The 25,487-nt window shown below is 51.7% G+C and carries 26 protein-coding genes, 1 other RNA gene and 1 pseudogene; 5 read left to right on the forward strand and 23 right to left on the reverse strand.

Annotated features, from left to right (window positions below):
* The 16 genes from VFA_RS23065 to rsmI form a co-directional block, all read right to left on the reverse strand.
* On the reverse strand, positions 1 to 147 hold a 147-nt coding region (locus tag VFA_RS23065; protein ID WP_187380385.1), incomplete at its 3' end, for a UDP-3-O-acyl-N-acetylglucosamine deacetylase.
* Between the two features lie 97 nt (positions 148 to 244).
* On the reverse strand, positions 245 to 1,462 hold the full coding sequence (ftsZ, locus tag VFA_RS00175) for a cell division protein FtsZ (protein ID WP_004723755.1): 1,218 nt from the start codon (positions 1,460 to 1,462) through the stop codon (positions 245 to 247).
* 30 nt (positions 1,463 to 1,492) lie between these two features.
* Positions 1,493 to 2,755, reverse strand: a complete 1,263-nt coding sequence (gene ftsA, locus VFA_RS00180) for a cell division protein FtsA (RefSeq protein ID WP_004723757.1) — start codon at positions 2,753 to 2,755, stop codon at positions 1,493 to 1,495.
* On the reverse strand, positions 2,748 to 3,530 hold the full coding sequence (locus tag VFA_RS00185; RefSeq protein WP_038150565.1) for a cell division protein FtsQ/DivIB: 783 nt from the start codon (positions 3,528 to 3,530) through the stop codon (positions 2,748 to 2,750). The genes ftsA and VFA_RS00185 overlap by 8 nt, the downstream gene beginning before the upstream one ends.
* A 182-nt stretch (positions 3,531 to 3,712) precedes the next feature.
* Positions 3,713 to 5,173 carry a UDP-N-acetylmuramate--L-alanine ligase gene (gene murC / locus VFA_RS00190; protein WP_014205751.1) on the reverse strand — a complete coding sequence of 487 codons (1,461 nt, stop codon included), beginning with the start codon at positions 5,171 to 5,173 and terminating at the stop codon, positions 3,713 to 3,715.
* Between the two features lie 10 nt (positions 5,174 to 5,183).
* Positions 5,184 to 6,263 (reverse strand): undecaprenyldiphospho-muramoylpentapeptide beta-N-acetylglucosaminyltransferase, encoded by a 1,080-nt coding sequence (gene murG / locus VFA_RS00195; RefSeq protein WP_081454208.1) that lies wholly within the window; start codon positions 6,261 to 6,263, stop codon positions 5,184 to 5,186.
* Complete coding sequence (gene ftsW, locus VFA_RS00200; protein ID WP_004723763.1) at positions 6,250 to 7,443, reverse strand: cell division protein FtsW; 1,194 nt, start codon at positions 7,441 to 7,443, stop codon at positions 6,250 to 6,252. The genes murG and ftsW overlap by 14 nt, the downstream gene beginning before the upstream one ends.
* Before the next feature lie 17 nt (positions 7,444 to 7,460).
* Complete coding sequence (gene murD / locus VFA_RS00205; RefSeq protein ID WP_004723766.1) at positions 7,461 to 8,780, reverse strand: UDP-N-acetylmuramoyl-L-alanine--D-glutamate ligase; 1,320 nt, start codon at positions 8,778 to 8,780, stop codon at positions 7,461 to 7,463.
* A gap of 24 nt (positions 8,781 to 8,804) precedes the next feature.
* Positions 8,805 to 9,887, reverse strand: coding sequence for a phospho-N-acetylmuramoyl-pentapeptide-transferase (gene mraY / locus VFA_RS00210; RefSeq protein WP_004723767.1), 1,083 nt, complete (start codon positions 9,885 to 9,887; stop codon positions 8,805 to 8,807).
* Positions 9,884 to 11,245: a UDP-N-acetylmuramoyl-tripeptide--D-alanyl-D-alanine ligase gene (gene murF / locus VFA_RS00215; protein ID WP_004723769.1), complete on the reverse strand. Its 1,362-nt coding sequence runs from the start codon at positions 11,243 to 11,245 to the stop codon at positions 9,884 to 9,886. Before murF ends, mraY begins: the two co-directional genes overlap by 4 nt.
* Complete coding sequence (gene murE, locus VFA_RS00220; protein WP_004723772.1) at positions 11,242 to 12,729, reverse strand: UDP-N-acetylmuramoyl-L-alanyl-D-glutamate--2,6-diaminopimelate ligase; 1,488 nt, start codon at positions 12,727 to 12,729, stop codon at positions 11,242 to 11,244. Before murE ends, murF begins: the two co-directional genes overlap by 4 nt.
* A 44-nt stretch (positions 12,730 to 12,773) precedes the next feature.
* On the reverse strand, positions 12,774 to 14,528 hold the full coding sequence (locus VFA_RS00225; RefSeq protein WP_004723775.1) for a peptidoglycan glycosyltransferase FtsI: 1,755 nt from the start codon (positions 14,526 to 14,528) through the stop codon (positions 12,774 to 12,776).
* Complete coding sequence (ftsL, locus tag VFA_RS00230; RefSeq protein ID WP_004723777.1) at positions 14,525 to 14,842, reverse strand: cell division protein FtsL; 318 nt, start codon at positions 14,840 to 14,842, stop codon at positions 14,525 to 14,527. Before ftsL ends, VFA_RS00225 begins: the two co-directional genes overlap by 4 nt.
* 24 nt (positions 14,843 to 14,866) lie before the next feature.
* Positions 14,867 to 15,817: a 16S rRNA (cytosine(1402)-N(4))-methyltransferase RsmH gene (rsmH, locus tag VFA_RS00235; RefSeq protein ID WP_004723778.1), complete on the reverse strand. Its 951-nt coding sequence runs from the start codon at positions 15,815 to 15,817 to the stop codon at positions 14,867 to 14,869.
* Positions 15,818 to 16,003: 186 nt separating this feature from the next.
* An RNA gene (gene rnpB / locus VFA_RS22980) (RNase P RNA component class A) lies at positions 16,004 to 16,397 on the reverse strand.
* Between the two features lie 91 nt (positions 16,398 to 16,488).
* Positions 16,489 to 17,352 carry a 16S rRNA (cytidine(1402)-2'-O)-methyltransferase gene (gene rsmI, locus VFA_RS00240; protein WP_004723781.1) on the reverse strand — a complete coding sequence of 288 codons (864 nt, stop codon included), beginning with the start codon at positions 17,350 to 17,352 and terminating at the stop codon, positions 16,489 to 16,491.
* Positions 17,353 to 17,421: 69 nt separating this feature from the next.
* Here rsmI and VFA_RS00245 point away from each other — a divergent pair, with 69 nt between their 5' ends.
* From VFA_RS00245 to VFA_RS00260, 4 genes are read left to right on the forward strand one after another with little or no spacing between them, the layout of a single operon-like run.
* Positions 17,422 to 19,227, forward strand: a complete 1,806-nt coding sequence (locus VFA_RS00245; RefSeq protein WP_004723782.1) for a penicillin-binding protein activator — start codon at positions 17,422 to 17,424, stop codon at positions 19,225 to 19,227.
* Entirely contained in the window at positions 19,214 to 19,582 is a 369-nt protein-coding gene (locus VFA_RS00250; protein ID WP_004723785.1) for a YraN family protein, read from the forward strand. The genes VFA_RS00245 and VFA_RS00250 overlap by 14 nt, the downstream gene beginning before the upstream one ends.
* 3 nt (positions 19,583 to 19,585) lie before the next feature.
* Positions 19,586 to 20,176: a phosphoheptose isomerase gene (locus VFA_RS00255; protein WP_004723786.1), complete on the forward strand. Its 591-nt coding sequence runs from the start codon at positions 19,586 to 19,588 to the stop codon at positions 20,174 to 20,176.
* 3 nt (positions 20,177 to 20,179) lie between these two features.
* Entirely contained in the window at positions 20,180 to 20,749 is a 570-nt protein-coding gene (locus VFA_RS00260; RefSeq protein ID WP_004723788.1) for a BON domain-containing protein, read from the forward strand.
* 64 nt (positions 20,750 to 20,813) lie between these two features.
* Here VFA_RS00260 and sspB read toward each other — a convergent pair whose 3' ends face one another.
* The 5 genes from sspB to petA all read right to left on the reverse strand — a co-directional run bounded on the left by sspB (position 20,814) and on the right by petA (position 24,641).
* A complete protein-coding gene (gene sspB / locus VFA_RS00265; protein ID WP_004723790.1) occupies positions 20,814 to 21,302 on the reverse strand; it encodes a ClpXP protease specificity-enhancing factor in 489 nt (162 codons plus the stop codon).
* Between the two features lie 10 nt (positions 21,303 to 21,312).
* Positions 21,313 to 21,948: a stringent starvation protein SspA gene (sspA, locus tag VFA_RS00270; RefSeq protein WP_004723793.1), complete on the reverse strand. Its 636-nt coding sequence runs from the start codon at positions 21,946 to 21,948 to the stop codon at positions 21,313 to 21,315.
* 100 nt (positions 21,949 to 22,048) lie between these two features.
* Entirely contained in the window at positions 22,049 to 22,786 is a 738-nt protein-coding gene (locus tag VFA_RS00275) for a cytochrome c1 (RefSeq protein WP_004723794.1), read from the reverse strand.
* Entirely contained in the window at positions 22,783 to 24,048 is a 1,266-nt protein-coding gene (locus tag VFA_RS00280) for a cytochrome b (protein ID WP_004723797.1), read from the reverse strand. Before VFA_RS00280 ends, VFA_RS00275 begins: the two co-directional genes overlap by 4 nt.
* Positions 24,048 to 24,641: a ubiquinol-cytochrome c reductase iron-sulfur subunit gene (gene petA, locus VFA_RS00285; RefSeq protein ID WP_004723800.1), complete on the reverse strand. Its 594-nt coding sequence runs from the start codon at positions 24,639 to 24,641 to the stop codon at positions 24,048 to 24,050. Before petA ends, VFA_RS00280 begins: the two co-directional genes overlap by 1 nt.
* A 99-nt stretch (positions 24,642 to 24,740) precedes the next feature.
* Between petA and VFA_RS00290 the strand changes: the two genes are divergently transcribed.
* Complete coding sequence (locus VFA_RS00290) at positions 24,741 to 24,944, forward strand: hypothetical protein (protein WP_038150568.1); 204 nt, start codon at positions 24,741 to 24,743, stop codon at positions 24,942 to 24,944.
* A gap of 50 nt (positions 24,945 to 24,994) precedes the next feature.
* Here the strand turns inward: VFA_RS00290 and rpsI are convergent, their stop codons facing one another.
* Both rpsI and VFA_RS23070 read right to left on the reverse strand, forming a co-directional pair.
* Entirely contained in the window at positions 24,995 to 25,387 is a 393-nt protein-coding gene (gene rpsI, locus VFA_RS00295; RefSeq protein ID WP_004723802.1) for a 30S ribosomal protein S9, read from the reverse strand.
* Positions 25,388 to 25,402: 15 nt separating this feature from the next.
* A pseudogene (locus VFA_RS23070) lies at positions 25,403 to 25,487 on the reverse strand (uL13 family ribosomal protein); the annotation flags it as partial.

Consider the following 25,487-nt stretch of genomic DNA (forward strand, 5'->3'; position numbering starts at 1 on the left):
GTCCACAGGTGGGTTTACGTCGGTACGACGGTAAATAATACCAGTGTTTGCAGCAGCTGGGCGAAGAGTTAACGTGACCTTACGACCAGAGTGAAGGCCCACCCCAGTTGTTTTCACTATTTCTTTCAGTGTACGTTGTCTGATCATCTACTTGCCTCTAAATCGATGCCACAAAGCTCGGCCGGTAAAGTTACCGACCGACATCCTACCAGAATTTTGAACAGTGTCAAATTGTGGCGAGATCTTAATCAGCCTGACGACGCAAGAAAGCAGGGATGTCAAGGTATCCACTCTCTTTCTCTTGCTTAGGCGCAGTGCTTTGGCTTGCAGAGGAAGAGCTGCTTGACGCGGCCGGTGCCGGCTGTGTTTTCACTTCAACTCTTTCTTGCAAAGGTTGTGCCGCTTTCTCTTCCACTTTGGCTGCCGGAGCAACGGTTTGTTGTGGTTGAGTTGCTTGCACTGGCTTCGCTTTACCGCCTGCCACCAACGTAATATCTGGTTTGCGTTCGTTACCGATACCCGTTGCAACAACCGTTACGCGAATCTCGTCTGCCATGTCTGGGTCCAGAGATGTACCGATCACCACGGTCGCATTGTCAGAAGCAAACGCTTTAACAGTATTACCGACAGTTTCGAATTCATCCAGGCGCATATCCAAGCCAGCCGTGATATTCACCAGTACGCCGCGAGCGCCAGCGAGGTCGATGTCTTCCAAAAGTGGACTTGAAATCGCCATTTCTGCCGCTTCTTCAGCACGGTCTTCACCTTTCGCAACACCGCTACCCATCATGGCGTGACCCATTTCCGACATCACAGTACGTACGTCTGCAAAGTCGACGTTGATCATGCCCGGACGAGTAATCAGTTCTGCGATACCTTGTACTGCGTTCTTAAGCACGTCGTTCGCGCTGGCAAAGGCTTCAAGCAAAGTGATACCACGACCCAGTACTTTCAGCAGTTTTTCGTTCGGGATGGTGATCAAAGAGTCGACATGTTTCGACAGCTCTTCAATACCTTGTTCCGCAAACGAAAGACGTTTTTTACCTTCGAAGCTGAATGGCTTAGTGACAACAGCAACCGTCAGGATACCGAGTTCTTTAGCCACTTCCGCAATCACAGGAGCAGCACCAGTACCGGTGCCACCACCCATACCAGCGGCGACAAATACCATATCGGCACCCATCAGCACTTCTTTAATTCGATCTTTATCTTCGAGAGCTGCGTCACGTCCAACTTGCGGATTCGCACCCGCACCTAAACCTTTAGTAATATCACCGCCGATTTGAATGACTGTGCTTACGCTGGTTTTACGAAGTGCTTGCGCATCTGTATTGATACTGATGAATTCCACGCCTTCGATGGATTCACGCACCATGTGTTCTACGGCGTTACCACCGCCACCACCAACCCCAACGACTTTAATTACAGCATCGTCAGACATTTCCATCATCGGTTCAAACATGTGTTATCTCCGTTTTTCCTGCAACTCAGGTTAAAACTCTTTTTGTATCCAGTTACGCAAACGACCCAATAAGCCCGACATTGATTGGCGCTTTGGCTCTTGATATTCAGTATCGTCGTTAATTTGACTGTCTCTTGCGTAATGAAGTAAACCAACTGCCGTAGAATGATACGGCTCTTTAACGTAATCCGTCAGGCCACTCACCTCAAGAGGTTTGCCAACTCTGACTTGGTTGCGGAACACACGCTCCGCACACTCAACTAATCCTTCAATCTGCGCTGCACCGCCCGTTAAGACAATGCCGGCAGCCAAGTGGTGCTTGATGCCGTCTTTACGCAGTGTTTCCTGTACCGAGTCAATGGTCTGATTCACCAGCCCCATTAACTCAGTGTAGCGAGGCTCAATCACTTCCGACAAGGTTTGTCGTTGTAAACTGCGTGATGGGCGCCCACCCACACTCGGAACATTAACCGTATCATCCTTGCTTACTAACTCACTCAGCGCGCAGCCATATTTCACTTTGATCTCTTCGGCGTCGCTCACGGGAGTTCCGAAAGCAAACGCGATGTCACTGGTGACGGCATTGCCCGCATAAGAGAAGACTTCGGTATGTCGCAGTGCGCCACCGGTCCAGACGGCAATATCCATTGTCCCAGCACCAATATCGATCACGCACACACCAAGTTCGCGCTCATCTTCAGTGATCACGGCATTACTTGCCGCCAACCCTGAATACACTAACTGTTCAACTTTTAATCCGCAACGTTCTACGGCTTTAATGATGTTTCTTGCCATATCGTTGTGGCAAGTAATCAAATGTACGCTGACTTCCATTCGCACACCTGATAATCCTAAAGGATTTTTAATGCCTTCTTGATAATCAATCGTAAATTCTTGAGGAATCACATGCAAAATTCGCTGCTCTTCACCAATTTTGATTGATTTTGCGGTATGAATCGCCCGATCCATGTCGTCTTGCGACACTTCTTCATCGGAAATAGTTCCCATACCTTTTTCAATTCGGCTGGCAATGTGACGGCCGGAAATCGACAGAAACACATTGCTAATTTGGCATTCCGCCATCAATTCTGCTTGGTCAATGGCACGCTGAACCGATTTCACAACCGATTCCAGATCGTTCACGCCACCTTTATCCATGCCTCGGGAAGGACTGGTGCCCGCACCGATAATGTTTATCTGACCGTCAGGGAGAACTTCTCCCACTAAAGCTGATACGGTGGCGGTGCCGATATCCAGACCAACAATGATGTTGTCATTAGCAGTTTTAGTCATCTTTATTCTCTTGTGCTAACTCTTGTTCTGAGATCCAACCTACTGCGGCGCCTGTATCGTATCTGAGGTCAATGTAGCTGACTTTATCAGCGTCATTGCCCAACTGCTTATACAGTAGAAAAAACCGTGCTATCCGTTCGTCCAACGACTCTTTACCCAGTTCCAAGCGAATGCCGTTATCCAGAATAATCTGCCAGGCACGACGCTCATTCAGCAGTAACGACGAGATGTTACGACCGATGTTCTGAAACTGTGCGTTATATTCTCGCCAGACGTTTAACACTTCCGGAGCACTGCCATCTGGGCCATACAACTTCACGTGCTCGCCTTTCACCACGCCGATATCACCGTCAAAAACGATGCCATCGTCATCAAGTAAGGCATTGCCATTCCATATAGCCTGCACTTGGTGCTCCGTTAAGAACACTTTTATCGTGTCAGGCCACTGTTTCCGAATGGATGCATGTGCAACCCAAGGAATGGACTGCACACTGCTTTGCAGCGCATCGATATCCTGAGACATAAAGGTACCGATGTGCTCTAAGCGAGCAAACGAACGCTGAACATCCCGCGTTGACACGTATTGTAAATCACCTTGCAAAACGATTTTAGAGAGTGGCAGACGCTGCTCATCCCACATCCAACTGATCGTCGAATACAACAAAAAACCAATCAACAACAACACCACCAGGAAAAAGCTACCTCCAACGGCATGCTGTTTGACTAGTGGTGAACTGGATATTCGACGGCCTTCGGCTAACACGCTGTTTATCAAAGTCCGTTGATCCTGTTGGCGACTGGCAAATTGTTTCCCTATTTCATTTCGCAATAGAGGCAAAAGCACTGACTTTAACCTTTGGATTATACTGAGGTGTTAAAAAGTATCAAATACTCAAATACAGAAATTCGGTATTCAAACGGACTTAATTCACCATGAGACACAAGAATGCAACGCGATTACGCATTTTGCATACGCTCAATGTTCAGCTCGAACGCCGCCAATTCTCTTGCTACTTTGCCGATATCGCCCGCACCTTGCGTCAGCACCAGGTCACCATCTTGTAGGACATTGGCTAAAACTGACGGTAAGGTCTTGCTATCTGGCACAAAAATCGGATCCAGCTTGCCTCGGCTGCGAATGGTACGGCACAGCGAGCGGCCATCAGCCCCGGCAATGGGCTTCTCACCCGCCGAATACACATCCAACATCAGCAACACATCCACTTGCTCCAGAACGTTCGCAAAGTCATCGTACAGATCACGAGTTCGCGTATAACGGTGCGGTTGGAAGATCATGACCAACCGTTTGTCCGCCCAGCCATTGCGCGCGGCGGCAATGGTCACGCCCACTTCGGTTGGGTGGTGGCCGTAATCGTCGACCAGCATCACGTCGCCGTTGCCGGTGTCAAACTCGCCCAGATGATCGAAACGACGTCCCGTGCCTTGCGTATTCGCCATCGCACGCAAAATGACGTCGTCGTGAATGTCATCTTCAGTGGCAACCGCAATGGCCGCCGACGCATTAAGCGCATTATGGCGCCCCGGAATGTTCAAGGTGATATCGAGATTCGCGCGCCCTTGGCGTACGACCGTAAATTTACCTTGTTGCCCTTCCTGACGATAATTCTCGATGCGAACATCGGCATCTTCAGAGAAACCGTAGGTGATCACGTGGCGGCTGATGCGCGGAATGAGTTCACGCACCACCGGATCGTCAACGCACAAAATCGCCTGACCATAAAAAGGCAGATTATGTAGAAAATCGACAAATGTCTGTTTCAGCGTTTCAAAATCACCGCCGTAGGTGTCCATGTGATCCGCTTCGATGTTCGTGACAATCGTCGCCATCGGTTGCAGGTGCAAAAACGACGCATCGCTTTCATCGGCTTCGGCAATCAAAATGCGGCTCGAGCCCAAACGCGCATTGGTGCCAGCACTTTTCACCAAGCCACCATTAACAAATGTTGGATCTAAGCCTGCCTCAGAATAAATTTGGGTCACCAAGGCTGTCGTGGTGGTTTTACCGTGCGTCCCCGCAACAGCAATGCCATGGCGAAAACGCATCAGTTCGGCCAGCATCTCTGCACGGCGCACCACCGGAATTCGTTTTTCACGCGCGGCTTTGATTTCTGGGTTCTCTTCGTTGATTGCGGTAGACACCACAACCACGCTTGCCTGCGCGACGTTTGATGCCGAGTGGCCAATATACACCGTCGCCCCTTTGTCAGTTAGACGCTCGGTCACTGCATTCGACGCAATGTCAGACCCGGTAATTTGGTAACCTTCGTTGAGTAACACTTCCGCGATCCCGCTCATGCCCGCCCCACCAATTCCGATGAAGTGAATGCATTTCACGCGGCGCATTTCCGGCACCACGGCGCGAATTTGTGCTAAATCTTGTGTGTGTTTGATCGTCATAAAGTGGTTCTCATTCTTGGTCGACACGGGACTGCGTGACGGAGACAATGGCATCCGCCACGACTTTATCCGCGTCCAGTTTGGCTGCATGGCGAGCTTTTCGCGCCATCTCCAGCAGAGCAGGTCTATCTAACTGCTTAATTGCAGCGGCCAATGTCTCTGCGGTCAGCTCAGGTTGTTCAATCATTAGGGCTGCGCCACACGCCACCAAATGGTCGGCATTGAGCGCTTGTTGACGATCTTTATGCATGAAAGGCACAAAGATCGCGGCCACGCCAGCGGCTGAAATTTCGGAAACCGTCAAGGCGCCAGAGCGGCAAACTAAGAGATCCGCCCAAGCATACGCCTGTGCGACATCATCGATGAATTCAGTCACCTCAGCCGTGTGCACACCCCGTTCCGCATAGGCTTGTTGAACGTCTTGTTGGTTATTTTTCCCAGCCTGATGACGCACTTGGTAACCGTCACCCAACAACGCCAACGTTGCCGGCACGGTTTGATTGAGAATCCGCGCGCCTTGGCTGCCACCCATCACCAGAATACGCAGCGGACCTGTGCGCTCCGCCATTCGAACATCCGGCTCCGGCAGCGCAACAACATCACCACGAACTGGATTTCCTACCACAGGGACGCCCGCAAACGCGCCGTCAAAAGCCTGAAAGACTTTGGTGGCAATTTTAGACAACCATTGGTTGGTCAGACCGGCCACCGCATTTTGCTCATGCAAAATCACCGGAATGCCGAGCGTCCACGCCGCGATCCCGCCCGGGCCACTGACATAGCCACCCATGCCCAAGACTGCATCCGGTTGCCACGCTTTCATGTGGCGGCGTGCCTGTAAAATGGCATTCACGATTTGAAATGGCGCCTTCAACAGACGGGCAATGCCCTGACCACGCAGACCTTTCACCCGAATAAAATCGATCGCGATGCCATGTTTGGGCACCAGATCCGCTTCCATTCGATCCGCCGTTCCCAACCAGCGAATGTCCCAGCCTTGATGCTGCAACTGTTTTGCAACCGCTAAGCCGGGGAACACGTGACCGCCGGTTCCCCCAGCCATCACCATTAATCGTTTAGTTTTCTTCATTGGTTATTTCTTTTGTTCTGCGATTATCTGCCATGCGGCATTCATGGTCGATGCGCAGCAGTATCGACACAGCCACCGACATAATGATTAAACTCGAACCACCGTAACTGATCAGCGGTAATGTCAGACCTTTGGTTGGCACCATCCCTGCGGCTGCGCCCACGTTGACCAAGGTCTGGAACGCAAACCAGATCCCGATGCCAAACGCCAGATAACCGCCAAACTGCTGATCGTGCTCAAACGCTTTTTTGCCAATCAGAATGGCTTTGAACACCAAGCTAAAAATCAGCATCAACACCAATGTCACGCCAACAAAGCCAAGCTCTTCCGCCATCACGGCAAAAACAAAGTCTGTATGCGCTTCAGGCAGGTATTCCAGTTTTTGAATGGAATTGCCCAAGCCTTGACCAAACCATTCACCGCGACCAAAGGCCATCAGAGATTGCGTGAGCTGGTAACCGCTGCCAAATGGGTCTTCCCACGGGTCGAGAAACGAGGTTACCCGGCGAATCCGGTAGGGTTCAGCGGCGATCAACGCCACCACCGCAAGAATACCGGCCACCATCAAGGCCAGAAACTGCGACAGCTTTGCCCCAGCGATAAACAGCATGCCAAACAGCGTCACCAGCATCACGATAACCGTCCCTAAGTCTGGCTGGCCAAGCAGCAAGACTGCCAGCGTGCCAAACACCATGATCGGTTTGAGAAAGCCGCCAAAGAAGGTTTGTCGCACTTCATCGTGTTTGCGCACCAGATAGCCGGACATAAAGATAAACAGCGATAACTTGGCCACTTCCGCAGGCTGAAGGTTAAACAGACCGAGGGGAATCCAGCGCGAAGCACCGTTGACCGATTTACCCGCTAACAACACGATGATGAGCAATACAAAGGAGATCGCGAGCAACACGGAGCTGTATTGCATCCAGCGTTGCAGCGGCACTTGAAGCACCACCGCAGAGGTGATGAGCGCCAGCATCAAGAAGATCGCATGGCGGAACATAAAGTGAAACGGTTGGTCGGTGAGACGCGAGCTGATGGGAAACGAAGCCGAGGTCACCATCACCAAACCAATCAGCATCAACCCCAGCGCGATCCAGACCAACTGACGATCGAACAATGCGTCAGGCGACGCAGTGCGCAGCCAGCGGTTGAGTGCATGAAATGGTTTGGACAATAACAAAGTCGTTCCTTTTGTCTCTAGGCGTAGCGCTGAGCCAGCTCAGCGAACACGTCACCGCGTGCCATAAAGTTTTTAAATTGATCGAAGCTGGCACATGCGGGCGACAGCAGCACCATATCCCCCGCTTTCAATTGCGGACGAATCGAGGCAATGATGGCTTCCATGGTGTCAAAGCGTTGTGCAGAAGCATGCAGAGGCATGAATTGATCACCATCGCGGCCAAAACAGCACAGCATCAGCGGCAACGTCTCCAGCACTGGTTTTAGCGGCGTAAAGTCCGCCCCTTTGCCAACCCCGCCTACCAGCAGATACAAGGTGCCATTCAAGGTCAGGCCAGACAGCGCCGCCAATGTGCTCGCCACATTGGTCGCTTTCGAATCATTGACCCATTTGATACCCTGATTATCGGCAACCACCTGACAGCGATGTGTCAGTCCCGTGTAAGACTTCAATGCAGGCAGCGCGTTTGTATAATTCACACCCGCCGCATCGAGTAAAGCCAGCACAGTCAGCACGTTAGCCACGTTGTGACGACCAACCAGACTCAGATCCGAGGTTGGCAGCACCACTTCGCCATTGGCGAGCAACACTTCCTTACCGTCGTGTTGCGCCGTGGTAAATTCGGCAGGTTGCTCCAGACCAAAACGCACCGTGCGACCCGAGTAGGCATCCGGATAGGTTTGAGTATCGTCAGCGTTCACGACCGCCGTTTGTGCATGTTCAAAAATGCGCAGCTTAGCCTGGCGATATCCTGCCATGCCGTCGTAACGGTCCATGTGATCTTCCGACAGATTAAGAAATGCCGCGGCTTTTAGCGCCAAAGATGAGGTGGTTTCCAATTGGAAGCTCGACAATTCGAGCACATACAGTTCCGCTGGCTGCGCCAGCAGATCCAGCGCAGGCACGCCGATATTCCCACCCACGGCAGTCGCAATCCCCGCCGCATTGGCCATCACGCCAGTCAGGTCCGTCACGGTGCTTTTGCCGTTCGAACCGGTAATCGCAATCACGGGTTTATCCACGTGCCAAGCGAACAATTCAATGTCACCAACCACTGGAATGTTCGCCGCCAACGCCTGCTGAATTTCTGGCGTGGCAAGCGCAATGCCCGGGTTGGCTACAATTAAATCCGCCGCCAACAACCACGCAACGTTCCAACTGCCGCTGTGCAGTGCCACACCGGCTGGCAGTTGCTCTTGCCCCGGTGGCGCTTCACGGGTGTCAATGACGCGAACGTTCACCGACGGATGATATTTTTGCAGATAATTAACGACAGAGAGCCCGGTGATACCGAGCCCCACGACCACTACATGCTGAATGCCTTGCCAACGGTCCATTTTATCTCTTTTCCACTCAACGGATTAACGCACTTTCAGCGTCGCTAAACCAATCAAAACCAAAACGATCGAGATGATCCAGAAGCGCACGATCACGCGTGGTTCCGGCCAACCTTTCAATTCATAGTGATGGTGAATTGGCGCCATACGGAAGATGCGTTGACCACGCAGTTTGTATGAGCCCACCTGCAAAATCACCGACAGCGTTTCCATCACAAACACACCGCCCATGATCACCAAGACGAATTCCTGACGAACCAGCACCGCGATCGTACCCAGTGCGCCGCCCAGAGCCAATGAGCCGACATCGCCCATGAAAACTTGCGCTGGGTAGGTGTTAAACCACAGAAAACCAAGCCCTGCCCCGACAATCGCGGTACACACCACCACCAATTCAGAGGTATACGGAATATAAGGAATATGCAGATAGTTGGCGAAGTTGACGTTTCCGGTCGCCCAAGCAATCACACCAAACCCCGCCGCCACGAGCACGGTCGGCAAGATTGCCAAACCATCCAAACCATCCGTCAGGTTCACGGCGTTACTGGTACCGACGATCACAAAATAAGTCAGAATGATGTAGAACAAGCCTAACTGAGGCATCACATCTTTAAAGAAGGGGACCACCAACTGAGTGGCAGCGGTGTCGTGACCGTGCGCGTACAGTGCAAATGCCACCACCAGTGCAATCGCTGACTGCCAGAAGTATTTCCAGCGCGCAATCAAACCATCGGTGTTTTTACGCACCACTTTGCGATAATCATCAACAAAGCCAACAGCGCCATACCCCATCAGCACGGCTAGCACTGCCCAGACATACGGGTTCGACAGATCCGTCCACAACAACACGGTGACGATAATCGCGGCCAGAATCATGATACCGCCCATCGTTGGGGTACCACGTTTACTGAAATGAGATTCCGGACCGTCGTTACGCACCACTTGACCAATCTGCAGCAATTGCAGACGCTTGATCAAACGCGGGCCCATCCACAATGACAAGCCCAGCGCCGTCAGAATGCTGACAATCGCTCGAAATGAAAGGTATTCGAACAAACGGAAAAACGAAAAATATGGCTGGAGTAACTCCGCAAGCCAAATAATCATGAGTATTTCTCCTTAAGAGCAGCGACAATCTTACTCATACCCGCACTGTTGGCGCCTTTGACGATCAGGACGTGAGTGCGATCGGGTTGTTGTTCTAGGTGCTGCTCGATAAACATAATCATGTCCTGATGGGACGCAAAATGACGGCCGTGACAGACATCGCTGATCACTTTCGCATCGTGGCCATATGTCAGAACATAGTCAAACTGGAATGGTGCAGCATGTTCACCGACTTGTTGGTGAAGTGCAAGGCTTTCCTCGCCCAACTCGGCCATATTGCCCAAAATTAGCCAACGGGTGGCAGAAAAACCGCCAAGCAAGTCCACCGCCGCTTTCATCGCGGGAACGCTGGCATTGTAGCTGTCATCGATCAAGGTAATGTGGTCGGTCAGCTCGGTCACATCCACGCGGCCTTTCACTTTCGACAGATGCGCTAAGCCGTGCTGAATATCCGCAAGCGTTGCGCCCATCTCGATCGCCAGCGCACTGGCAGCCAAAGCATTTCCCACATTGTGTTTGCCGATGATGCCCAGTTTTACGGCCACGTCACCGATTGGCGTCACCAACACAAAGCTGGCTTCTCCTGCTGCATTCAACACGATATCCCGTGGGTAAAAGTCAGCGCTGTGCTCTGTGACGGAAAAAGTTTTCACGCTTTTGTCAGCCAGCACCGATTGCCACAACGCGCCGCCCTGACTATCCAAATTCACTACCGCGGTGTAGCCTGCACTCAGCCCTTGGTAAATTTCGCCTTTCGCGCGTTTGACACCGTCAATCGATCCAAAACCTTCTAAGTGTGCGGCAGCGACGTTATTGACCAAAGCCACATCCGGTTTCACCAAACCCACGGTGTAAGCAATCTCGCCAATGTGATTGGCGCCGAGTTCAATCACGGCATAGTCATCTTGCGGCGTCGAGCGCAGCAACGTCAGCGGCACACCGATGTCGTTGTTAAAGTTACCCGCGGTGAACAATACCTGACCTTTGGCCGATAAAATGCTGGCAACCATCTCTTTTACGGTCGTCTTGCCGCAACTGCCCGTGATCGCCACGGTTGGCGTGTGGCACTGCTGATGCACCCAGCTCCCCAGTTGGCCCAACGCCGTTTTGGTATTACTCACCACCAGCTGAGGCACGTTGACGTCGAGCGCTCGTTCAACCAGCAACGCTTTGGCGCCCGCAGCCACCGCTTGCGCGGCAAATTCATGCGCGTCAAAACGCTCACCGACTAAAGCCACAAACAGCGCATCTTGCGCAATCGAGCGTGTGTCAGTCGACACGGCCGCAATGTCCGTATCATCCCCGACTAATTGAGCATCTAAAACCGTTGTGAGCTGTGACAAAGAAAGACGAATCATGCTGATAGCTCCAATAAGGTTTGTGCGGATTCGCGATCCGAATAGTGAATCGTGTCGTGGGCCAGAACTTGATAATCTTCGTGGCCTTTACCAGCCAGCAGAATGATGTCTTGTTCCCCGGCTTGCGACAGCGCAGTACGCAGCGCGTCAAAACGGTTGTGTTCCACACTCGCGTGTTGCGGGGTTTTAAGTCCGGCCAGCATGTCATTGACAATCGCCTGTGGATCTTCGCTGCGTGGGTTGTCGTCAGTCAGGATCACGCGATCAGCAAAGGCTTCGGCAATCGCCGCCATCATCGGACGTTTCCCTGTATCACGGTCCCCACCGCACCCAAAAATCGCCCACAGCTGACCTTGGCAATGCACACGCAGGGCGCGTAGCGCTTTTTCTAGCGCGTCTGGCGTATGAGCGTAATCGACCACCACTTTGGCTTTGCCGGGGGCCTGAAACAGTTCCATGCGACCTAACACCGGTTGAAGTTGCGGTGCCGCCGCTAATAAAGCATCGAGCTCAAAGCCCAGGCTCAGCAGCGTGGCCAGAGCCAACATCAGGTTTGAGGCGTTGAATTCGCCGATCAGCGGCGCACGCAGTTGCCCTGCGCCCCAACTGCCATCGACATCAATCGTGATGCCACTTTCTGCGTAACTCACCTGCACCGCCCACAACGCTTGTTCAGCATTGGGCTTCGCGTTCAGTGATACGCCCACGGCATGCTGAAGTTGCTGCGCCCAGCGCGCGCCGACTTCATCGTCGACATTGATGATGGCTTGGCGTGTCTCATGCTCGGTAAACAGCGACAACTTTGCGTCCGCATAAGCGTCCATCGTGCCGTGATAATCCAGATGGTCACGGCTGAGGTTAGAAAATACGCCCGCATCAAACGGCACACATTTCACTCGCCCTTGCACCAAGCCGTGTGAAGAGACTTCCATGGCCGTATATTCCGCACCTTGCTGCGCGAGTTCAAACAGCGTCGACTGCACTTCAACTGCGTTGCCCGTAGTGTTGGCCGCAGGCTGCAAATGACTCAGAAAACCGTTGCCCGTGGTTCCCATCACCGCGGCGCGATGGCCCAGTAAATCAATCCATTGCGCGATCAGTTGAGAAATCGTGGTTTTGCCGTTGGTGCCTGTCACCGCAATCACATGATTGTGATGACCGCCATACAAGCGCCCAGCCAGCTCTGAAAGGTGTTTATCCAACTGTTCGAGGTACACAACCGGCACCGCATGGCGCTCTTCGACGCTACCATGGGGATGCTGTGGACACGCTTGCGCCAACACGAGATTGGCCCCTTGGGTGATGGCTTTATCGATGAATCGACGTCCATCGGTGGCGTGGCCGATAATCGCGACAAAGGTGTCGCCCGCTTGGATGTGGCGACTGTCGAGTTCCAGATGCGTCACGGTCAACGCTGCCAGTGACGGCGCACTGATGGTCAGCCATGGAGAGATTAGTTGTTGTAAAGCCTTGCTAGTGTTCATGGAGTTCTCACACTATGTTCTGCCCGCTGCGTGAACGGGCTTTGTTATTTTTGAAATCGGTTCTCGTCCGGTGCGATGTTCAGGATCTGCAGTGCCCCTTTCATGATTTCCGAGAACACTGGCCCTGCCACCGCACCGCCATAATAAGAGTCGCCTTGCGGTTCGTTGACCATCACCACCAGCGAAATGCGCGGATCGCTCACCGGCGCCACACCGGCGGTGTAGGCAAAATATTCATCACTGTAACCGCCCGCGACCGCTTTACGTGACGTCCCGGATTTCGCCGCAATGCGATAGCCCGGCACCGCGGCTTGCACGGCCGTGCCGCCCGGTTGGGTGACGGTTTCCAGCATATCCAACACTTTCTTCGCGTATTGCTCATCCACCACTTGGTGAGAGAGATCCTGTTGGTTGCTTTCAATCAGATGCACGGGTTGATATTTACCGAAGTTGCCCAGCGTCGCGTAAGCATGTGCCAATTGAATCGGCGTGATCGACAAACCGTACCCAAAGGCCAACGTGGCAATTTCAAACTGTGACCAGCGGCGACGGTTCGGAAAAATCCCCGTCGTTTCACCCACCAAGTTCAGACCGGACACTTCTCCCAGACCGACTGAATTGTACATCCCCAACATCGCTTCAAGCGGCATGCCCAGCGCCAAGTGCGCCACACCGACGTTACTCGATTTTTTCAGGATCATTTGGAGAGTGGCTTTGCCGACTCTCGAGGTATCTCGCACGCGGCTGCCACCAATACGCATGACGCCATCGCCGGTATCAATAATGGTATGCTCATCGGCCGTGCCATTGGCCAGTGCGGCCAAGACCACAAACGGTTTCACCGTCGACCCCGGTTCGAACGCATCGGTAATCACGCGGTTACGCATTTTGAAACTTTGCCAATCCGCGCGATTGTTCGGGTTATAGGATGGCGCATTCACCATCGCCAGCACGGCACCCGTTTTTACATCTAGCATCACAGCGGATGCGGACGTGGCACGATAATCCGCCATCGCCTGCTTCACCGCGCGAAACGCGATCGCTTGCAGGCGCTGATCAATCGTCAGTTGCAGCGGTTTGCCTTCTTCGCGCTCTTCCAGCGAGATATTTTCCACCACGCGGCCGTAGCGGTCTTTACGAATAATGCTCTTGCCCGCTTCACCCGTCAGCCATTTGTCGTAACTGCGCTCAACGCCTTCCAGACCATGGCCGTCAATCCCGGTGACTCCGATCAAGTGCGCGCTGACCTCTCCCGCCGGATAATAGCGACGGGATTCTGATTTAAGCCCCACACCAGACAGCTTCAGCTCGCGAATGTATTTCGCCATCGCCGGACTAACCTGACGTTGCAGATAGATAAAGCGACGCGTACGGTTGTCTTCCAGCTTGGTCATCATCTCTTGACGATCCAGATTCAGCACATCCGCCAGCGCGTACCAACGATCCTTTTCAACCAAACCGCCTTGTTTGAAAATCGTCGCCGGATCGGCCCAGACGGCTTCCACCGGCACACTGACCGCAAGCGCTTCGCCATTGCGATCCGAAATGATGCCGCGAGCCGATTGCAAGGTTTTGGCGCGAATGGAACGCATGTCCCCTTCGCGAATGAGGTTATCGGGTTCGATGATTTGAATAAAGGCAAGGCGCCCAACCAGCAGCGCAAATGCCAGCAGGACAAATAGGATGATCAGATAGAAACGCCAGCGAATCAGCACCGGACTGTCTGGGCCGGCTGCTTTGACGCTCGCTTTAGGTTTGGCGGGAGTTTTCTCTTTGGCTTTCGCTGGCTTCTTCGTCATTTGAGTTCAATCACTACTTCTTTGTCAGCATCCGGACGTTTCATCTCGAGATCTTTGCGTGCTAAGTCTTGTACTCGACTGTGCTCCGCCAACGCCGTTTCTTCCAAAATCAAGTTACGCCACTCGTTGTCGAGGTGATCGCGATCTTGCAACGCCAGATCCTTTTGCGTGATCGATTGGCGCGTGTGGTGGGTGGTAAACACCACCCCCATCGCGGTCGCAAAGATCAACATCAGCATGACCAGCGGAATACGACCCACCGTGAGTAGGTCGAACGCAATCAGTTTGGCGAGATTAGGCTTGGTTTGAGACATAACAGCAATCGAGTTTCAGGCCACTCAGAGTTTTTCAGCAATGCGCAGCACGGAACTACGAGAACGTGGGTTCATCGCCACTTCATGCTCAGACGGTTTGATCGCTTTGCCGACCGTTTTCAGATCAGCGCTGCCCAGCGCGCGAATTTGTTCTTGCGTCAACGGAATACCGTGAGGCACTTCCGGTCCTTTGCTCTCTTTACGCATGAAGCGCTTCACCATGCGATCTTCCAGCGAATGGAAGCTGATCACCGACAAACGGCCTTGCGGGGCCAAAATCGACGCAGCCCCTTTGAGCGCGGTATCGATCTCTTCTAATTCACTGTTGATGTAAATGCGAAAGGCTTGGAATGCGCGCGTCGCCGGGTGTTTTTTCTCTTTGAAGCTCTTTGGCGCCGCATCCGAGATCAGCTTCGCTAGCTGACTCGTGCGCGTCAGGGGTTCGTTTTCTTCATTCTCACGGTACGCCACAATGGCTTTGGCAATGCGGCGCGCATGTTTGTCTTCACCAAACTCACGAATCACCCACGTGATGTCGTCCAGATCCGCCTGTGCCAACCAGTCTGACACCGGCATGCCCGAGGTCGGATCCATTCGCATGTCCAACGGGCCATCTTTCATAAAGCTGAAACCACGCTCGGCATCATCCAACTGCGGTGAAGACACACCGAGATCGAACAACACGCCATCGACTTTGCCAACCAATTCGTAACGCGCAGCGTATTCCGCAATCCCGGAAAACGGGCCATGAACGATAGTAAAACGCGGATCATCAATTTTCTGCGCTTCAGCAATCGCCTGCGGATCGCGGTCGATGCTGTACAAGCGGCCATTGGGGCCAAGCTGAGACAAGATAGTGCGGCTGTGTCCGCCACGACCAAAGGTGCCATCGATGTAAATCCCATCCGGCTTAATCGCCAGACCGTCGATCGATTCATGAAGTAGCACAGAAATATGTTGGAAAGATTCAGTCATAAGGGTCTCGTTCAGCACAAACGTCCGTCAGTTTGATTGTGTAGTGTACCGTTTTCCTACACGACTGCTACCCATAAAAACACTTACGGGACGTGACATTGCGCTAAGTTTAATGGTTTTACTATCGTCTAAGTCAATAAAAAGCAAAAAACCCATCATAACCGCGAAGTTATGATGGGTCTGAATAGGTGGAGCCGACATGTAAGCCGGGTTCTGTTCCGCTTGCGCGGTAGTAGCCATTCGTCTAGGCCAGCAATCGCTCACTGGCTCAAGCAACCTACCCGCCTCCTAACGCGAGCAACGCTATGTGGAGGCCTATTTGGTCTTGCTCCGGGTGGAGTTTACCTTGCTACGAACTGTTGCCAGTCGCACGGTGCGCTCTTACCGCACCCTTTCACCCTTACCTGATCCCTTGCGGGCCATCGGCGGTCTTCTCTCTGCTGCACTTGTCGTAGGCTTGCGCCCCCCAGGCGTTACCTGGCACCCTGCTCTACGGAGCCCGGACTTTCCTCCCCCTTATCAGTCTCCCTAACACAAGGTTAAGGGACGTCAATAAGGCAGCGACTACCCAGTCAACTCCAGGCGCGAATTCTATCGGCATCGCAGGTCACTGTCTAGGAAGAATCGTCCTCCACACCGATTTTCGGCGCAACTGGTCAGAAGTTCATCAGTTAGCCGAGATTCTCCAATCCCCATTTGTAGAGCGCGTTCTTTTTCAGGTTGTAAATTTCTGCCGTCATCGCCGCCGCTTTCTTCAGTGGCAGTTCTTGGGTCAAAATACCAAGCGTGCGCAGCGCCTCTTCCGGCAACGTGTCTTCTGCACTGTCACGGTAGCCGTGAATCAGCAGAACCATCTCACCGCGTTTGCGGTTTTCGTCAGCATTAATCCACTCAATCAGTTCGCCCAGCGGCATACCTTGAATGGTTTCAAAGGTTTTGGTCAGCTCACGAGCCAGCACCACTTCACGCTCTGGCCCCAAGATGGCCAGCATATCCTGCAGCGATTCCGTAATACGATGCGGCGATTCATAAAAAATACACGTGCGCTCAACTTTGGCGATTTCCATAAACTTGTCTTTGCGCCCTTTGCTTTTGGCGGGCAAAAAGCCTTCGAAACTAAAGCGATCGGACGGCAAACCAGAGGCACTCAATGCTGTGATCACCGCACACGCACCAGGAAGTGGCACAACTTTAACACCCGCTTGACGACATTGAGTGACTAAATGATAACCTGGGTCACTAATGAGTGGTGTACCGGCATCCGATACCAACGCGATCGACTGTCCGGACAACAATTTCTCAACTAAGACTTGAGCTTTTTGCTGTTCATTGTGATCATGCAGAGCGAACGTCTTCGTTTGAATATTGAAGTGCGACAGCAGTTTGCCTGAATGGCGTGTATCTTCTGCGGCGATAACATCAACACTTGAAAGCACATCGAGGGCACGTTGGGTGATATCCCCTAAGTTGCCAATCGGAGTCGGAACAATGTACAAAGTTGGGACTTCGGCAGGCAAGGTTTTGTTATCTGTCATTTGTTTACCATCACTTCAACGATTAATATAGAGACAATTTTACACGGATTAACGAAAGAACTCATGGCTATGAAAAACCATCAGAGACGCAGTGTACCACGCTTACTCACTCCCGTTGCATTAGCAATTACCCTAGCCGCCTGTACCTCGACGCCGACATCGCCACTTTTGGTGGACATTACCGGTGAACCGAGCCTGCCTGCACAGACGTACCTGATGCAAGCAGACAGCAGTCAAGGCAGCCTGCAAAATGACTGGTTAATCATGGCACTCAAAGCCGCGATTGCTGAAAACAATACCGAGCAAGCGGACTTGCTGATTCGCCGCTTGGCGAAACAAAAGCTAAGTGAAAGCCAGCAGGCGGAATGGCAACTGGCACGTGCCCAGTTGTTGGTCAATGCAGAAAAATACCAAGATGCCCTTGGCCTACTCAACTTTAAGCCCAACTGGAAACTGCCGACGCTGCAATGGCAGGAATACCACCAGATGCGCGCCGATATTTTTACCGCGCTCGACCGCTCATTTGATTCCAGTCGCGAATTGGTCGCCCTGTATGATCTGGCCGACAGCGATCAACAAGAAGCGTTAGCCGACCAAATCTGGGCCAACCTCAATCACTACTCGGGATATGCGATCACCAAGCTGTCCGCCGAACGTAACGAGGCGACTCTCGACGGTTGGCTACAATTGGCGGTGTACGTCAAAACCATGGGGAGCGACCTGCCTCAGCTCAAAAACACGCTGGAAAAATGGCTTGCTGAAAACCCGGATCATCCCGCTGCAATCTACACGCCCAAAGCGATTCAAGACATCCTTGCTCTGGAAATCGTCAAACCGAAGAATACCGCCCTGCTACTGCCACTGACTGGCAAGTTCTCAAGCCCAGCGCAAAAGATTCGTGACGGTTTTATCATGGCGATGATGAACGATGACGATCGCGATCCTGAAGCAACATTAACCATCATCGACACCAACGCAGAAACGTTGGAATCGGTCGACGCCACATTGACGGCGAAGCACATCGATTTCGTGGTGGGCCCATTGATTAAAGGCAACATTGAAAAACTGCAACAGTTCCAGCAAGCACGGGGTCAATCAATTCCGACGCTGGCGCTGAACATTCCCGATCAAGTGATTGATGGCTCCGACACCTGCTACTTGGCTCTCTCTCCAGAGCAAGAAGTTGCGCAAGCGGCTAAACATCTCTTTACGCAAGGCTACCGTTATCCGTTGGTTCTGGCTCCACAAGGCAGCTATGGCGAGCGTGTGGTGGAAGCATTTGATGAAGAGTGGCACAAATTCAGCAAGAACAAAGTCGCTGTGAACCAATACGGCGATCGTCGTCAGCTGCAACGCAACATCAACAGCATCTTCGGCTTGCAAGATAGCCAACAGAATATTGCCCAGATGGAAGCGCTGACCGGACTGAAAATGGAAAGCCAGCCACGCAGCCGTCGTGACATCGATGCGGTATACATCGTGGCCAACAGCGCTGACCTCACGCTCATCAAGCCGTTTATCGAAGTCGCCATCAACCCAGATACCCAACCACCGAAACTGTTTTCTAACTCCGCCAGCAACAGCGGTGGCCGCCAGTATGAAGATTTAACGGGCGTGACTTACAGTGACATTCCGTTGTTGATTCACCCAACGCCAGCCATTTCGGAACAGATGGAAAAACTGTGGCCGAAATCCAGCAACGCGGAACGCCGCCTGCAAGCGATGGGGATGGATGCGTACAACCTGATGGTCGAACTGCCACAGATGAAAGTCGTCGAAGGGTATACCATTGATGGTCAAACCGGCGTGCTGGGCATTGACGAACAATGTGTGGTGCAACGTGAAATCAGTTGGGCGGAGCATGGGGCTCTTTAATCGCCGCCAAACTGGACAACACTACGAAGCCACGGCGGCGGATTATTTGCGCCGCCGTGGCTTGTCACTGATTGCCCAAAACTTCCAGATTCGCGGTGGCGAGCTGGATTTAATCATGCGAGAAAAACAGACTTTGGTGTTTGTCGAAGTGAAGTATCGTCAGAACCAACGTCACGGCCATGCTGCTGAAATGGTCACCAGACAGAAGCAAGCACGCTTGATCAAAGCGGCAAATTGGTGGATGCTCAAGCAAGGCCTGAGTGCCGACACGACCGATTTTCGTTTCGATGTGGTGGCAATCCATGATGAAGGCCGCCAGATTGACTGGATAAAAAACGCAATCACTGAAGGATAATCGATGCTCGATAGCATTAAAGATAGTTTTACCGAAAGCATTCAAATTCAGATCGCCGCAGCCGAAGCGTTGCCAGATGCGATCATGCACGGGGCCCAAGCCATGGTGGCCAGCCTGCTGAACGGCAGCAAAATTCTCTGTTGTGGCAACGGCGGATCGGCCTCGAATGCGCAACAGTTCACCTCCTGTTTAGTGAACCGTTTTGAAACTGAACGCCCGAGCCTGCCTGCACTCGCACTGACCGCCGATAACACCACATTGACAGCGGTGGCTAACGACTATCACTATCAGGAAATTTTCTCCAAGCAAGTGCGTGCCTTTGGTCAGCCGGGTGACATTCTGCTGGCCATCTCCACCAGTGGTAACAGCAAGAACATCATCAAAGCGATGGAGGCTGCGGTAACTCGCGACATGACCATCATTGCCTTGACCGGCAAAGATGGCGGCGAAATGGCCGGCCTGCTGGGTGAAAACGATGTTGAAATTCGCATTCCGTCTCAGCGCACCGCGCGGATTCAAGAAGTTCACATGGTGACCTTGCACTGCCTGTGCGATTTGATCGATCAGGTTCTGTTTCCCGCTCATGAAGAGTAATTGATGAAGACTTTACGCCTTTTTGCCGTTGTTGCGATGCTGATGACTTTGTCCGGGTGTGCTGGGCTGTTTATCGCAGGAGCTGCGACCACCGTGAATATCGCCACCGACCCACGAACCACGCAAGAGATCTGGCGCGATAGCAACTTGCAACTGGAAATTACCGGCCTGAGTAATAAAGCGCCGTATCAAAACCAAATGCGAATTACCGCCAATTCGTATCGCGGCACCGTGATTTTGATTGGTCAGTCACGCACTGCCGAATTGCTCGAGCAGTTTATTGCGCAAGTCCAGCAAATCAAGGGCGTTAAAGAACTGCACAACCAAGTCAATATCAAAGCCCCGCTTTCCCTCGGCGAAGTCAGTAATGACAGTTGGATCACTACCAAAGTGAAATCTGCACTGCTCGCCAAATCAGAACTCAACGGGGTGAAGGTTTCGGTGATCACCGAAGATCGAGAAGTGTACTTACTGGGGTATGTCTCTCGTGAACACGCCAACATTGCGACCGAGGTTGCCCGTAATATTTCCGGCGTCAAACAAGTGATTCGCGCCTTCCAATACGCGGACTAAGTTCGATAAGCCACATATAAAAAAAGCAGCGCTGAAGCGCTGCTTTTTATTGAAACTTACGGGCTTATTTTACCACTCGTAAACTTGGTTTACCTTTTGGACGAGGGGCATCTTCCGGTTCAGAATCCTCAACAGTTGGCAGTTCGGACGTCACTTCGCTCAATCCGCTTTCTGTGGTCTCTTCATCATCCTCTTCGAAAATACCGACTTCATGTTCATCCATATAAGCCGCTTCAGGCTCAAACATCGTCCCGGCACCGTTTTCACGCGCGTAGATCGCTTGAACGGCATACATCGGCACCACAACCAGATGTGGGCGACCACCAAAGCGCGCGTTAAACGTCACTTCATCATTGCCCAATTCCAGATTGCCAACCGCACGTGGAGCGACGTTCAGAATGATTTGACCATCCTGCACATATTCCATTGGCACTCGAACACCCTGCATTGTGGCGTCGACAACCAAATGTGGCGTCAGGTCATTGTCCAACAGCCAATCATAAAATGCGCGTAGCATAAATGGTCGGCGTGGCGTCATGTGATCAATATCCATCAAACAACCATTAACGAACGAGACGCATCTCACGCTCAGCTTCGGTCAAAGAAGCCAGGAATGAATCACGTTCAAAGACGCGGTTCATGTAGATTTTTAGTTCTTTAGAACCCGGGCCGATCAGTTCGATACCCAGAACAGGCAAACGCCACAATAGCGGAGCCAAGTAACAATCGATCAAGCTGAATTCTTCACTCATGAAGTATTCGTATTCCGCGAATACCGGAGCCAACGTCAGCAAATCGTTACGCAGTTTCGTACGAGCAGATTCTGCTTCATCGGCAGAACCGTTGATGATTTTGTTCGCTAGTGAGTACCAGTTTCTTTCGATACGGTAGATCATCAGACGGCTGTTACCACGGGCAACAGGATACACTGGCATCAATGGTGGATGGGGAAAACGCTCATCAAGGTATTCCATGATGATTTTAGAGTCATAAAGCGCAAGCTCACGGTCAACCAGCGTTGGTACCGTCTTGTATGGGTTCAGCTCGATGAGATCCGCAGGTAGGTTATCTTCATCAACCAGCTCAACTTCAACACTGACACCCTTTTCGGCCAGCACAATACGAACCTGATGGCTATACATATCAGACGCACTTGAAAATAGAGTCATCACAGAACGTTTATTGGCAGCTACAGCCATGGAGCCCTCCAGCACACACTTACAGATATAAAAAACAATGGAGGCTAAGCCTCCATTGATGATTCGATAAATCGAGAATTAGCGCGATATGATAGCACAATTAGTGCACATCACGCCAATACTCTTTCTTGAGCGCGACGACCACGATGGTAAGCAGTACAAGGAAGGCCATCACCCACCAGCCCATGCTTTGACGTTCGAGTTTTACCGGCTCGCCGGAATACTCGAGGAAGTTGACCAGATCACGCACCGCTTGATCGTATTCACCGGTACTCAACTCGCCATTACCACGAGACTTCGTAGAGACAACGGTTTTCACTTCTTCGCCATTCACCAGGTGCGTTCCAAACACGGGATCAGGTGTGCCTTGCAGCTCTTCAAGCACATGAGGCATACCAACACTTGGGAACACAATGTTGTTCACACCAAACGGGCGGCTTGGGTCAGCATAGAATGAACGGAGATATGTATATAACCAGTCCACACCACGCACGCGAGCAACCAACGTCAGATCCGGTGGTGGCGCGCCAAACCATTTCGCCGCAGATTTGTCCGGAATGGCATTCTCCATCAACTGACCAATCTTGGTTTGCGGATCGAAAATCAAGTTCTCTTTCATCAGATCCGCGGGAATGCCAAGATCCGTCGCGACACGCTCATAACGCTGATATTGCGTCGAATGACAGCCAAAACAGTAGTTCATGAACAGCTGGGCGCCACGTTGCAACGACGCAGTATCGGTCAGGTCATTGCCCGCTTTGTCCAGATGGACGTTTCCGCCCGCAGCCATCGCCAATGAAGGCAACATGGCAAACAAAATTACAATCCATTTTTTCATTTGAATGTCACCCTCTTTGGTAGTGGCTTGGTTGCTTCGTTTTTGCTGTAGAAGAACAGCAAGACGAAGAACATGAAGTAACCCAAACTAAAGATTCGAGCCAGTAAGGTATATGTTGGTGTGGCTGGAAGCGCCCCCAGAATACCTAAGGCAATGAAACAAATGGTAAATTGAATGATGTTCACCAGGTGCAGTTTACTGCGGTAACGGTACGAACGGACTTTACAACGATCCAACCATGGCAGCAAAAACAGCACAACAATCGACGCCCCCATCGCGATAACACCGACCAACTTGTCCGGAACTGCGCGCAAAATGGCGTAGAACGGCGTGAAGTACCACACTGGCGCAATGTGCTCAGGTGTTTTCAGTGGGTTCGCGGCTTCAAAGTTAGGCGGCTCAAGGAAGTAGCCTCCCATCTCTGGGTTAAAGAACAGTACATAACAGAATAAGAACAAGAAGCCAGCAACACCCACGAGATCCTTCACGGTCCCGTAAGGGTGGAAAGGAATCGAATCGATGATGTCGTATTTCTTCGTGTAGTACTCATGGAACTTGAACTGACTTTGGTAATCGTCGCCCATCTCACCTTTTGGCAGTTTGGTTTCGATCCCATCCGGGTTGTTCGATCCCACTTCGTGCAGCGCAAGAATGTGCAGTACGATCAGCAGCAGCAGCACGATAGGTAACGCAATCACGTGCAGCGCAAAGAAGCGGTTCAGCGTCGCACCTGAAATGACGTAGTCACCTCGAATCCATAGTGTCAGGTCATCCCCGATCACCGGGATCGCACCGAATAGCGAAATGATAACCTGAGCACCCCAGTAAGACATCTGTCCCCAAGGTAGCAGGTAACCCATAAAGGCTTCAGCCATCAGCGCCAAGAAGATCAACATACCGAAGATCCACAGCAACTCACGAGGCTTCTGGTATGAACCGTAAATCAGACCACGGAACATGTGCAGATAAACCACCACAAAGAATGCCGATGCGCCCGTGGAGTGCATATAACGCAGCAACCAACCGTAATCGACATCACGCATGATGTATTCCACTGAAGCAAACGCACCATCACCAGATGGCACATAGTTCATCGTCAGCCAAATCCCGGTGAGGATCTGGTTCACCAAGACCAACATTGCCAAGGAACCGAAAAGGTACCAAAAGTTAAAGTTCTTCGGCATTGGGTATTCAGATAGGTGTTTCTTGTACGCATTCATTGCGGGCAGGCGTTTTTCCACCCAATCAAGTAGAGCTTGCATTATGCCTCCCCGGTTTCGTCAAGGCCGATAACAATTCTGGTATCGCTCAGGTACATGTATTTCGGAATCACCAAGTTGAGTGGTGCGGGTACCCCTTGGAATACACGACCAGCCATGTCGAACTTCGAACCATGACATGGACAGAAGAAGCCTGATTTCACCCCTTGAACTTGTTCGTTAAAGGAGTCAGGCAAATAGGTTGGTGAACACCCTAAGTGAGTACAAATCCCCACCGCAATAAAGTATTCAGGCTTTATTGAACGATAGGTATTTTGAGCGTAGTTCGGTTGTTGTTCTTCACTAGAGTTCGGGTCGCGAAGTTGGTTGTCGTGCTCTTTTAAAGCATCCACAACAGACTGAGCACGACGGACAACCCAGACAGGTTTACCTCGCCACTCCACACGAACCATCTGCCCTTCTTCGAGTTTACTGATGTCAACTTCGACAGGGGCACCGGCCGCTTTCGCTTTCGCACTTGGGTTCCACGATTTGATAAAAGGTACGGCAACCGCAGCCGCTCCTAAACCACCCACAACAGCTGTTGTAGCGGTTAAGAAACGTCTGCGACCGTTGTTCAAAGGCGCATTGCTCATCCAGACATTCTCCCATTTGCTCCTTGTGGATTCCTGTTATTCCGCTTAAAGAGCATGGCTAACAAAATACGGGTTTTCGTTGTATTTATTTGATATGAAATGATAAATAAAACCCTACTTTTTGACAAGATAAAGCTACCTTTTCATAACATTCGTGAAGCAATTCGCACGCGAGGTCACAAAAGGGACATTATTGAAAGAAAGGGAGATGAAGCGACTTGTGAGAAAGGACTTTCTTTTGGAGAAGCGCACAAAAACTTTTGTGCAGAAAAACAAAAAGCCCGGCAAATGCCGAGCTTTTGAACCACATTCCAGTAACACTGGAAAGCGAGATTCTTTTCGTAAAGAAAAGATTAACGCTTAGAGAACTGTGGACGACGACGTGCTTTACGTAGACCAACTTTCTTACGTTCAACGCGACGAGCGTCACGAGTAACGTAGCCAGCAGCACGTAGAACAGGACGTAGAGATTCATCGTATTCCATAAGAGCGCGAGTGATACCGTGACGGATAGCACCTGCTTGACCAGAAATACCACCACCTTTAACAGTGATGTATAGGTCTAGTTTCTCAACCATCTCAACTAGCTCTAGAGGTTGTTTAACAACCATGCGAGAAGTTGGACGACCGAAGTACTCATCAAGGCTACGCTTGTTGATTACGATGTTGCCGCTGCCTGGTTTGATAAAAACACGTGCAGCTGAGCTTTTGCGACGGCCAGTGCCGTAGTATTGATTCTCTGCCATTTCCGAAATCCCCGATTAGATGTCTAGTACTTTAGGTTGTTGAGCAGTATGGTTGTGCTCAGCGCCTGCGTAAACTTTCAGCTTACGGTACATAGCACGG

Origin of the sequence: Vibrio furnissii CIP 102972, assembly GCF_000176175.1 — a bacterium.
GTDB classification, from domain to species: domain Bacteria; phylum Pseudomonadota; class Gammaproteobacteria; order Enterobacterales; family Vibrionaceae; genus Vibrio; species Vibrio furnissii.

Bases quoted from the DNA above. Each gene is read 5' to 3' on its own strand.
- ftsZ (WP_004723755.1), bottom strand. From the start codon at position 1,462: ATGTTTGAACCGATGATGGAAATGTCTGACGATGCTGTAATTAAAGTC.
- ftsA (WP_004723757.1), bottom strand. From the start codon at position 2,755: ATGACTAAAACTGCTAATGACAACATCATTGTTGGTCTGGATATCGGC.
- murC (WP_014205751.1), bottom strand. From the start codon at position 5,173: ATGACGATCAAACACACACAAGATTTAGCACAAATTCGCGCCGTGGTG.
- murG (WP_081454208.1), bottom strand. From the start codon at position 6,263: ATGAAGAAAACTAAACGATTAATGGTGATGGCTGGGGGAACCGGCGGT.
- murD (WP_004723766.1), bottom strand. From the start codon at position 8,780: ATGGACCGTTGGCAAGGCATTCAGCATGTAGTGGTCGTGGGGCTCGGT.
- mraY (WP_004723767.1), bottom strand. From the start codon at position 9,887: ATGATTATTTGGCTTGCGGAGTTACTCCAGCCATATTTTTCGTTTTTC.
- murF (WP_004723769.1), bottom strand. From the start codon at position 11,245: ATGATTCGTCTTTCTTTGTCACAGCTCACAACGGTTTTAGATGCTCAA.
- murE (WP_004723772.1), bottom strand. From the start codon at position 12,729: ATGAACACTAGCAAGGCTTTACAACAACTAATCTCTCCATGGCTGACC.
- VFA_RS00225 (WP_004723775.1), bottom strand. From the start codon at position 14,528: ATGACGAAGAAGCCAGCGAAAGCCAAAGAGAAAACTCCCGCCAAACCT.
- ftsL (WP_004723777.1), bottom strand. From the start codon at position 14,842: ATGTCTCAAACCAAGCCTAATCTCGCCAAACTGATTGCGTTCGACCTA.
- rsmH (WP_004723778.1), bottom strand. From the start codon at position 15,817: ATGACTGAATCTTTCCAACATATTTCTGTGCTACTTCATGAATCGATC.
- rsmI (WP_004723781.1), bottom strand. From the start codon at position 17,352: ATGACAGATAACAAAACCTTGCCTGCCGAAGTCCCAACTTTGTACATT.
- VFA_RS00245 (WP_004723782.1), top strand. From the start codon at position 17,422: ATGAAAAACCATCAGAGACGCAGTGTACCACGCTTACTCACTCCCGTT.
- VFA_RS00250 (WP_004723785.1), top strand. From the start codon at position 19,214: ATGGGGCTCTTTAATCGCCGCCAAACTGGACAACACTACGAAGCCACG.
- VFA_RS00255 (WP_004723786.1), top strand. From the start codon at position 19,586: ATGCTCGATAGCATTAAAGATAGTTTTACCGAAAGCATTCAAATTCAG.
- VFA_RS00260 (WP_004723788.1), top strand. From the start codon at position 20,180: ATGAAGACTTTACGCCTTTTTGCCGTTGTTGCGATGCTGATGACTTTG.
- sspB (WP_004723790.1), bottom strand. From the start codon at position 21,302: ATGGATATTGATCACATGACGCCACGCCGACCATTTATGCTACGCGCA.
- sspA (WP_004723793.1), bottom strand. From the start codon at position 21,948: ATGGCTGTAGCTGCCAATAAACGTTCTGTGATGACTCTATTTTCAAGT.
- VFA_RS00275 (WP_004723794.1), bottom strand. From the start codon at position 22,786: ATGAAAAAATGGATTGTAATTTTGTTTGCCATGTTGCCTTCATTGGCG.
- VFA_RS00280 (WP_004723797.1), bottom strand. From the start codon at position 24,048: ATGCAAGCTCTACTTGATTGGGTGGAAAAACGCCTGCCCGCAATGAAT.
- petA (WP_004723800.1), bottom strand. From the start codon at position 24,641: ATGAGCAATGCGCCTTTGAACAACGGTCGCAGACGTTTCTTAACCGCT.
- VFA_RS00290 (WP_038150568.1), top strand. From the start codon at position 24,741: ATGATAAATAAAACCCTACTTTTTGACAAGATAAAGCTACCTTTTCAT.
- rpsI (WP_004723802.1), bottom strand. From the start codon at position 25,387: ATGGCAGAGAATCAATACTACGGCACTGGCCGTCGCAAAAGCTCAGCT.